The 9,987-nt window shown below is 59.4% G+C and carries 6 protein-coding genes; 5 read left to right on the top strand and 1 reads right to left on the bottom strand.

The features are described from left to right. Both YY7_RS0148055 and YY7_RS0148050 read left to right on the top strand, forming a co-directional pair. Positions 1 to 227, top strand: a 227-nt coding sequence (locus tag YY7_RS0148055; RefSeq protein ID WP_028169208.1) for a transposase, incomplete at its 5' end; no start/stop codon positions are given. A gap of 236 nt (positions 228 to 463) precedes the next feature. Beyond that, entirely contained in the window at positions 464 to 1,942 is a 1,479-nt protein-coding gene (locus YY7_RS0148050) for an undecaprenyl-phosphate glucose phosphotransferase (RefSeq protein WP_028169207.1), read from the top strand. A gap of 238 nt (positions 1,943 to 2,180) precedes the next feature. Here the strand turns inward: YY7_RS0148050 and YY7_RS0148045 are convergent, their stop codons facing one another. Next, positions 2,181 to 2,549 carry an H-NS family nucleoid-associated regulatory protein gene (locus YY7_RS0148045; protein ID WP_028169206.1) on the bottom strand — a complete coding sequence of 123 codons (369 nt, stop codon included), beginning with the start codon at positions 2,547 to 2,549 and terminating at the stop codon, positions 2,181 to 2,183. Positions 2,550 to 2,811: 262 nt separating this feature from the next. Between YY7_RS0148045 and YY7_RS0148040 the strand changes: the two genes are divergently transcribed. From YY7_RS0148040 to YY7_RS55845, 3 genes are all read left to right on the top strand, one after another. After that, positions 2,812 to 3,153 carry a hypothetical protein gene (locus tag YY7_RS0148040; RefSeq protein WP_028169205.1) on the top strand — a complete coding sequence of 114 codons (342 nt, stop codon included), beginning with the start codon at positions 2,812 to 2,814 and terminating at the stop codon, positions 3,151 to 3,153. 138 nt (positions 3,154 to 3,291) lie between these two features. Further along, on the top strand, positions 3,292 to 3,660 hold the full coding sequence (locus tag YY7_RS0148035; RefSeq protein WP_028169204.1) for an H-NS family nucleoid-associated regulatory protein: 369 nt from the start codon (positions 3,292 to 3,294) through the stop codon (positions 3,658 to 3,660). 2,116 nt (positions 3,661 to 5,776) lie between these two features. Beyond that, positions 5,777 to 9,987 (top strand): DUF4082 domain-containing protein (locus tag YY7_RS55845; protein WP_433994578.1); only part of this gene is annotated, 4,211 nt, incomplete at its 3' end.

The following is a 9,987-nucleotide window of genomic DNA, read 5'->3' as shown; positions in this document are numbered from 1 at the left end:
CCCGCAACGCCATCCGCGCTAGGGGCGCGCATATGCTCTTCCTGCCGCCCTACAGCCCCGACCTCAATCCGATCGAACAGGTCTTCGCCAAACTCAAACACCTGACGCGCGCCGCGGAGCCCCGCGATGTCGAGGCAACCTGGCGAAAGGTCGGAGAACTCCTCGATCTCTTCTCACCCGAGGAGTGCGCCAACTATCTCAAAAACTCAGGATATGTTTCCGTATAAAAACATCACGCTCTAGGGCACCGCGAGAAGCCTCATCGCTTGTCGTCCGATGCATCCGGATGCAGACGTGCGATAGATACAGGAGCCGCTGCGGCGACGCGCGAAGGGGCGCACCTGGGGGAAGGACCATCCATTTAAATTCATTTAATACCGTAATTAATTCTTGCCCAATTTAATATGTTATTATACATTAAATAGTGGTTAAGATGGGCCACCCCTGATCATTTCAGCAAGCCATGAATTTCATAAGCCGCAACATTGCAGCGGACGTCGACGGCGAGTTTGCCGCTCGTAGCTTCAGTCCTCCGCTGAAGTCAGAACGAAAATGGCCGATCCGCTATCGCTCCATTGAGTTGTTCGCGACCTGCAGCGACGTCGCGATCATCCTGATCGCCGGCATTCTTTCCACACTGCTTTACCGGCTGTATTCCGGCTCGACCGCAGCAGATGTCAGCAAGGCCGTAGGCTCCGCAATCGTCGTCTCGGCGCTCTGCGTTTCCCTGCTGAAGATGCGAGGCATGTACAGACCACCTGAGCTGCTCGCGTTTCGCCGTCAAGTCCACGCCGTTTGCCTCTCCTGGATGTTCGTGTTCGTTCTGCTCAGCGCAGCGGTCGGCGTCTTCAACATCGGCGCCGAACTCTCCCGCGGCGCCGGCGTCGCATTTGGCGTCGTCGGCTTGGCGATGCTGATCGGACATCGGGTCGTCATGAGAGCCCTGCTCTCGAAGGGCCTCAACGACCGGAAGTTTTCCGGCGGCAGTGTGGTGTTGATCACGGACCAGGCGCGATCGCAGGACACCGGGCTGGCGGAGGCGCTCACGGCATTGGGATTTCGCTTGGCTGGACATTTCAGCCTGCCTCGGCCCGGCGCTAGTTCAAGCTACCGCAGGCGGCTTAGCGGCCTTGTCGTCCGGCATGCACGCGGCTTCGACATCGAGCAGATCATTGTGGAAGCGGATCCGAACCGATGGTGCGAGTTGCGCGAGTTCGTGGCCGAGCTGAGAGTCCTGCCGTTTCCGGTCGTCTTCGTTCCGGTCGGGGCTGCATCGGAGATGTTCGCGCGACCGACCCGGGATCTCGGCAGCACCATAGGCGTCGAGGTGCAGCGCGGGCCTCTCACCCCAATTGAATGCGCTGCCAAGCGAAGCATTGATCTGATCGGCGCTGGAATTTGCCTGATCATGTTGGCGCCGCTGCTGGCACTCGTTGCCATCATCATCAAGCTTGACTCGCCGGGCCCCGTCCTTTTCAGGCAGCAACGCTGCGGCTTCAACGGCCGTAGCTTTGCGATCTACAAGTTTCGGACCATGCGTGTGCTGGAGAATGGACCCTCGATCACCCAAGCCGGGCCCGCCGACAGCCGCGTGACCCGGATTGGCAAATGGCTGCGCAGGACCAGCATAGACGAGCTGCCGCAGCTCCTGAATGTCCTGGAAGGAAGCATGTCCCTGATCGGACCGCGACCGCATGCAATGGCGCACGACAGTGAGTTCGACGAGGCGGTCCAACACTACGCGTTCCGCCGGCGGGTCAAGCCCGGGCTCACCGGTTGGGCTCAGATCCATGGTTGCCGCGGCCCCACGCCCACGAGGACTCTGATCGAGCAACGGGTCGAATTCGACCTGTGGTACATCGACAACTGGAGTCTACGACTGGATTTCGCAATTCTGCTCCGGACCCCAATGGAAGTATTGCGCGCGCGCAACGCCTTTTGACCGTATTCGGTCCTGATTGCATCAGAACCGACGCTGTTGGCGCGTTTCCTTCACGCAAACAGGTATCCACGTCGCCCGGAAACGCTCCAAGGATCGGATCGAAGCCGCTTTCGGCGATGGGCGCACAAATGAACGAACGCAAAACGGCTAAACCCGGATGGCATGGCTCGCATGCCTCCTCCAGGCTGTCGTTCGTCGACTAGGTAGGAGGATTTGCGATCCCGGACTTCGTCGCGGATCAGGCGCGCTGCCGGCCTTTCGAACCGCTCTCGCTGATCCGAAACTCTTCGATTTTCTTTCCTGATTTCATCGCGGCGACAAGCCACCGAGGCAGCTTGCCACGGCCCGACCAGGTCTCGGAGGTCTTCGGATTACGGTATTTCGGCAGCACTCTCGGATACTTCCGCCGCGGCTTCCCGCCCTGGAGCGTTCGCGCATCATCCGACTCGCGCGCGCCACCCACACCCCGGCTAAGAACCGCCAGCCGCTTCTCAAGTTCGCGCTTTTCCGCTTCGATCCGGGCCGACAATATCCCGCTGATCTCTTCATGAAGTGACCAGAGATCATCTAAAGACATGGACTTTAGTTCGATTTCTTTCGCCGACATGGTCGTCCCGCGGTTCCGCCTTAATAATCGGCTGTCATATTGCCTCGTTCATTATTAATCAAGGGGAATACCAAAAAGTTCCAATGCAAGTTCTGGATAAATCAGCCATGCATACATTTATGTACCCACAGCCTATTCCAGAAGCTGCAACAGCCGAAGGTAACCCGCAATAAGATATGTTACCGAATTTGAGGGGCTACACGGCGCAGGACTCGCGCAGACCCCTCGCGCGGAACGCCGGCGCCTGACGTAATCGCCTCCCATGCCTCTTCCGCAGGCTCGGGATAACCCGCTTGCTTCTCCGGCGCATGAGCGGCCGCAACCGGCAGCGAATTACCTCGATATCCCTCAGGGCGAGACGTCGAAGCTCGATCTGGGCCTGCAAGGCGCGAATATCCCGCAGGGCGGCGGAAGGGACGACAAAGCGACTGACGGTCTCATGAAGATGGCAGAGGGGAAGCTCAATACGGTCCATTTCTCAAACCCTTACAATACCAACTTAAACCACATTTCCGCACAATTATTTATCTATTTAAACTCCGCAGATCGCCTGAAATTCCGCTATAGCTTGCCAATAAAAAACGAATTATCAAGCATTAAATAAATCATTGGATATAATATTTATGTCACATATAATGTCTTCCATTCACGTCGGCGCTCAGCGCTTTTTATCGCCTGAGCAGAGAGTGTGTTTTGTAGAGAAATTGCCCCCGCTCAGGCTCAAATTGGTCGCGAGAGCACGATGCGCAAATCCGATTTAGAGACGATGACTTTCGACGAGCTTTGGCTTCTCCACGAAGAGATTACGAAGATTTTGTCGGAGAGAATCACTGCCGAGAAGCTCGAGCTGGAGAAACGCTTGGCTCAACTTAATCCGCCCGAGCCGATGCAGGATAATGCAGGTTCCGAGCCGGGCGCCGAACGGCCGCGCCGCAGATATCCACGGGTGCCGCCGAAATACTGCAACCCGATGGAGCCAACCGAAACCTGGTCCGGTCGCGGCAAACAACCCCGATGGCTCGTCGCCGCGCTGCAGTCCGGGCGCAAGCTGGAGGAGTTCAGGATCGAGAACAGCGACAAGGCGACGGACGACAACGCTCACCGCTCCTGAGCGCGTCGTTCGCCGAGATATCTTAGCTGTGCAACTGAACAGGCGCCGCGCCGCGCGTGTACTCGAGGTGCCTGGCGAGACTGGTACGGATGCCCGAAATCTCACCCAGAAGAACGTCGCAGAGTTGAATTCGAGAGGCAATGACGGTTGGGTTGGCTCCCTCACCATTTAAAAGATGAAGCTGAATTTGCGCCTGCTTGATCGCGTTAAGGGAATCCCAAAGGACGCAATCACTCGACTTATAAATATTCCTCATTATTGACCCCCTCACCCAAACAAAGACCGGTGGTCGGCAATAGTCACTTTCGTTAGTCGGCGATCATCGATGATGGTTCATCTCGCCTGCGACAATTTTACACATGAAAATTCATCGTATGTCTCGCAGCTCGCCGGTCAAAAATTCGACGGCCGGACGAAAGACTGACTCGCGTTCATTTAAATAGTTTAAATCGAGCCACAGAACGAAGCAACTTAAATCGGGTGCGACGCGAAGCGCCCTTACCTCTTTTCTCAAATCGAACTAAACACTTCCCGCATATGCGAGCGAAATCTCTGTGTGGCTGGCTTGCAATGGCCGACTCTCGCTCCCGGATAAAAGTATAGCGCCGATGCTGCAGTGCGCTCCTGCCAGTCTATCCGGCGGCGCGACCATTCCGAGAACAGTGACTGGTTTCGTCGCCGGCTGCATGCACACCGCATGAAAGCGACGAATTCGCCGTCCGAGTGTTGCGATGGGGGGGGGGGGAACGCTCAGCCAACTCTACGCGGGCGAGCCGAACGCCCTGTGATGGTCGGCGGGAAAGCCCTACAAGCGGCAGCGATGAGGGAACGCGCCTCCGGCCGCTATCGCAGGTCACCGCCTTCAAGCGCGTCAGGGGTACGTGTCGCAGGAAAGAACGCCTCGTCCAGGTCGAACTTGAGCGAATCACGCTTGCTGGCAAGGCGTCGAAGGTTACCCAACGTGCCCCGGGGCGCATCGCAGTGACCGCATCGGATCGGGGTCGAGGACGGAGCCCCCTCCGCAAGGTCAATCCGAATGCTCAGTGAGTTGCAATTGTCGCAAACTAGCTTGAACTCGGCATGACGGTCCATCAGTGGCTCCCGGCCCTAAATCTCTTTCTGAAATCGGATCACAAAATTCAATAAGCGGAACTTGGCTGGGAAGCTGCGCGTTCGCGTAGCGCATTCCCGAAGGCTCAAAGCCCAAGTCCGGATCATTATATTATTTATTTTTTGACGTCCAATTTATTATTATAAATTTAATTTGGATCGAACCCCTACCCACGCATTCTTGATGATGCGACACCTTCCTGAATTGAATTCTGCCTGAAAAATAGGACGGGATAACGCATTTGTGTACTTCGCGCACGCGTTCAGGTTGACGGTACCTCATTATGCTCGTTGGTTTAATTCTGATTTTTAGCAGCGAAATTTATTGCTCGACTAAGAGGTAAAATAATATTAAATACCCTATTTAATTTGTAGCCGACACATCGCGTTGGGGCTAGCGGGAAGGTGCCATGGTCGCGGCATCCATTGCAAGGATGAGCTTGCCGTCACGGTCGGCTGCTGCGTCGAGAAGCATGAGCTCTCGAACCGCCACGCGCCGTGTTGCGGTCCCACGATCCCCATCGGCACGGCCGCGCAGTACCGCGATGGCGCTCGCCCCCCTGACATTGCAGCCGCCGCTCCGAGACCTTTCCGGTCCCGACGGCTGCCCCCTCGATCGGTTTTTTCAGGCTTATCCCCCCTCTCTCGTGAGGACCCAATTATGACGAAGGATTTTCAGGAAGCTTCTGGTTGGAGCCGTGCGGCTCTCGGATTGCAGAATTGGCAACGCGTTCTCCCGCGCGGGAAGAAAGTGGAAACCGAAGCCTCCATTGCAGGAGACGAAAACTCGTTCTTGTCCTTGGCAGCACTGCGGTCACGGGAAACACCGGGGAACACCAATGCGCTCATAGCACGGCTGTCCTTTGAAGCGGCGAAAGCCGGACTTGCGTCGGCGGCAGCAAGCCCCACCCCTGTCTCCGCGACGACTGAAGCCGCAACGTCAAATCCCGTCGTGATCCTCGGCGGCACCCCTTCGCCCGCCGTTGCTGCAGCTATCACCGGATCCATGCTCCCCACGACCTCTGCAGTGGCCACCCCGGCCAGTGCACCGCTTTGCTGCGGTTCGTGCGGCTACATCAATTGCCCAACCCAGGCGATGAGCCAGGGCAACACCAATGGGGCGCAAACACAGTTGAACGGCCAATCGGTGCATAGCGGTGGGTCCGGAGCTGATTTCGTGCCGACCAACAAGGCCGGGCTTATCGGCAGTTCCACAAGCGCGGCCATGTCGACACAGGATGTAGCACCGGTAGCGAACTGGAACACGCAATTGCCTGGCGGCGGAGAGACCGGCACGGGCACGACAATGACCGGCCAGATCGGGATTCTGGGCGGCTCGGTCAAAACCGCCACGCCGCAAGTCGCGCCGGCGGCATCACCCGGCCTCCGAGCGGCGGCCGCGACAACGACCGCCACGGCTGCTGCGACAACAACTGCAACGGCTGCGGCGACATCAACCAACCCGATCGTCCTCGAAAATCAAAAGCAAGGAAATCCCGAAAGCGAGTGGGGCATCGACGGTGCGGGCGACTCGAACATCGAGGGCTTCGCCACGGACATCAGCGTCAATCACGGTTCGACGGTCAGCTTCAAGATCAATACCAATTCGACGCACTACAGGATCGATATCTACCGCCTCGGATATTACGGAGGCATGGGCGCCCGAAAGGTCGCGACGATAGATCATACCGGCTTGCAGAATCAGCCGGCGCCGTTGCGGGACAACACGACGGGACTGGTCGATGCGGGCAACTGGTCCGTTTCGGCGAGTTGGGACGTCCCGGCGGACGCCGTGTCAGGCGTCTACATTGCAAAGCTCACGCGGCTGGATGGAACGTCTGGCGAGAACCAAATCCCCTTCATCGTGCGGGACGACAGCAGCCACAGCGACGTCGTATTCCAAACCTCTGACGAGACTTGGCAGGCCTACAATGGATGGGGCGGAGCCAATTTCTACGGTGGTAACGGGCCGGCGACGGGCCAGGGCGCCGGCCGCGCCTACGCCGTCAGCTATAATCGTCCGATCGACACACGCGGCGGCATCGGGACGTTCGCCGGGCCGCAGGATTATCTGTTCGGCGCCGAATACGCGGGAATCTACTGGCTGGAGCAGAACGGATACGACGTCTCCTACATGGCGGGAGTTGACGTCGACCGTTACGGCAGCCTGCTGCTCAACCATAAAGCCTATGTCGATGCCGGCCACGACGAATACTGGTCAGGCCAGCAGCGCACCAATGTCGAGGCTGCGCGCGATGCCGGCGTCAACCTGATGTTCTGGAGCGGCAACGAAGTCTATTGGCGCACCCGCTGGGGCAACAGCATCAGCAGCGACGCGACCGCTTATCGCACGCTGATTTCCTACAAGGAGACATGGGCGAACTCCTCGATTGATCCGACGGACCAATGGACCGGCACCTTCCGCGACCCGCGTTTCAGCCCACCGGCGATCGGCGGCGGCAATCCGGAGAACTCGCTCACCGGACAGCTTTTCGATGTCGATGACGTCGGCTCCAACCTGCAGTCGATCCAAATCCCGTACGCCGACGCCAATTTGCGTTTCTGGCGCAACACCAGTGTCGCAAATCTGCAGCCCGGGCAGACCGCGTCGTTGGTCCAGAACTATCTCGGCTATGAGTGGGACGACGCCGTCGACAATGGGTTTGATCCCGCGGGCCTGGTGCGGCTCTCCTCGACGACTCTGCCGGTGAGCAGCTATCTGCTCGACTACGGCAACACGACTGGCAACGGCATCTCGACGCACAGCCTCACGCTCTATCGTGCCGCCAGCGGCGCGTTGGTGTTCGGTGCCGGGACGGTTTTTTGGCCCTGGGCCTTGAGCGACAATCACGACCTGCAGGCCACGCCGACCGACCCGCGTGCACAACAGGCGATGGTCAACACGTTCGCCGACATGGGCGTTCAGCCGGGCACGCTTCAGTCGGGGCTCGTCGCTGCCACCGCCTCGACAGACCATACCACGCCGACTTCCACCATCAACGCGCTCGGGTCGATCACCGCAGGCAATCTGGTCACGATAACCGGCACGGCGTCCGATGTCGGCGGCGTGATCGCCGGCGTCGAAGTCTCGACCGACAAGGGTGCGACTTGGTATACGGCAACAGGCAAAGGGACATGGAGTTATTCCTGGTCGCCGCAGGTTGCGGGCACCTATACGATCCTTTCCCGCGCGGTCGACGACAGCCTCAATCTCGAAACGCCTTCGGCCGGTCGCACAGTGACCGTCGGGGCACCGAACTACATCTCGCTATTCTCACCGACAGCAACCCCTGCGGTCGTGAACACCACGGACGCGAGCGCGGTCGAACTCGGGGTGAGGTTTCAGGCTTCGGTCGCAGGCACCGTAACCGGCGTGCGGTTCTACAAGAGCAGCCAGGACACAGGCACCCACACTGGCGAACTCTGGTCAAGCACCGGTGTCAAGCTTGCAACCGTCACCTTCACAAATGAAACCGCGAGCGGCTGGCAGAGCGCGACCTTCTCCAGTCCGATCACGTTGACGCCTGGACAAATCTATACCGTCTCCTATCACACCAACACCGGCCACTATTCCAACACGAGTAACTTCTTCACCTCGGACGTGGTCAATGGACCGCTGACCGCGCCCGCCAGCGGCAATGGCGTCTTTGCCTACGGCAGCACCAGCCTGTTCCCGACGAGCACGTTCCAGGCGACGAACTTCTGGGTTGATGTCATGTTCAACCCCTCCTCGGGTAACACCAACCTGCCGCCGGTGGCGGCAAACGACGTCGGGCCGAACGTGACGCAAAACACGGCGGTCACGCTTACCGCCGCGTCCCTGATCAGCAATGACAGCGATCCCAATGGCGATACTCTGACCATCACCGCGGTGAGCGGGGCCAGCCACGGGACCGTCACGCTCAACGTGCAGAGCAATCCGCAAAACAACACCATCACCTTCACGCCCGACGCTGGCTATACCGGCAACGCGAGCTTCACCTACACGGTGTCGGACGGGCGCGGCGGCACGGCTACCGCCAATGTCAGCCTCACCGTGCTGGCACCAGGACAAACGCCGGTGAGCCTGTTCAGCGCGTCGAGCACACCCGGCGGCAGTTTCCATGACGGCAGCGCGCTTGAAGTCGGCATGAAGTTTACCACCTCGGTAGCTGGTCAGATCACCGCACTTAAATTCTACCGCAGCGCCACCGACACCGGTCCTGACGTTCTCGACCTCTGGAGCGCGACCGGCGTCAATCTGGCAACGGTCACCTTCACCAATACCACGGCTAGCGGCTGGCAGACGGTTGCACTGCCGACGCCGGTCACCCTCACCGCCAACACGACGTACGTCGCCTCCTATCACACCACCGGTGCCTATGTTGCGACCAACAACTTCTTCACAAGCGCCGTCACCAACGGGCCGCTGACGGCGATTGCCAGCGGCAACGGCGTCTATTCCTATGGCGGCACCAACACCACCGGCATTTTCCCCACCAGCACCTGGAACGCCTCCAATTACTGGGCCGATGTCGTATTCCTCCCTTCCACGTCGGGCGGCCCATCGAACACCGCGCCGACGGCTGTCGCTGACGTTGCCAACGCGACCGAGAAAGGCGGCATCGCCAACGGTTCAGGCGGCTCCCCCGCCACCGGCAACGTCCTTACCAACGACACCGACCCTGATGCCGGCGACACCAAGACTGTCACCGCGGTCAGCTTTGGTGCGACAGCAGGAACGCTCGGCACCGCGCTCGCCGGCGCGCACGGCAGCCTCGTGCTCAGCGCCAACGGTACGTTCACCTATACCATCAACGAGAATGATTCCGCCGTGCAGGCGTTGCGGCTGTCAACGAATACGGTGACAGACACCTTCAACTACACCATGCGTGACACCGCCGGCCTCACCTCGAGCACCACGCTCACCATCACCATTCACGGCGCTGATGACGCACCGGTGCTCNCGACCCAGACCGCCAACCAGAACGCGACCGTCGGCTCGGCCTTCTCGCTGGTGCTGCCCGCCAACACCTTTACCGACGTCGATACCGGCGATACCCTGACCTATNCAGCCACGTCGGCCGACGGCACCGCCCTGCCGACCTGGCTCTCGTTCAACGCGTCCACACGCACCTTCAGCGGCACGCCGGCGGCCGCCAATGTCGGCACCGCCAGCATCAGGGTGACAGCCACCGACCTTGCGGGCGCTGCCACCAGCGAGACCTTCAATATCGC

The sequence above is a fragment of the Bradyrhizobium elkanii WSM2783 genome (assembly GCF_000472865.1).
In the GTDB taxonomy this organism is placed as follows: domain Bacteria; phylum Pseudomonadota; class Alphaproteobacteria; order Rhizobiales; family Xanthobacteraceae; genus Bradyrhizobium; species Bradyrhizobium elkanii_A.
Note: the sequence above shows the minus strand (reverse complement) of the source record. Positions and strands in the feature narration are given on the sequence as shown.

Coding starts and splice junctions, on each gene's coding strand:
- YY7_RS0148045 (WP_028169206.1), bottom strand. CDS start 2,549: ATGTCGGCGAAAGAAATCGAACTAAAGTCCATGTCTTTAGATGATCTC.
- YY7_RS0148050 (WP_028169207.1), top strand. CDS start 464: ATGAATTTCATAAGCCGCAACATTGCAGCGGACGTCGACGGCGAGTTT.
- YY7_RS0148035 (WP_028169204.1), top strand. CDS start 3,292: ATGCGCAAATCCGATTTAGAGACGATGACTTTCGACGAGCTTTGGCTT.
- YY7_RS0148040 (WP_028169205.1), top strand. CDS start 2,812: ATGCCTCTTCCGCAGGCTCGGGATAACCCGCTTGCTTCTCCGGCGCAT.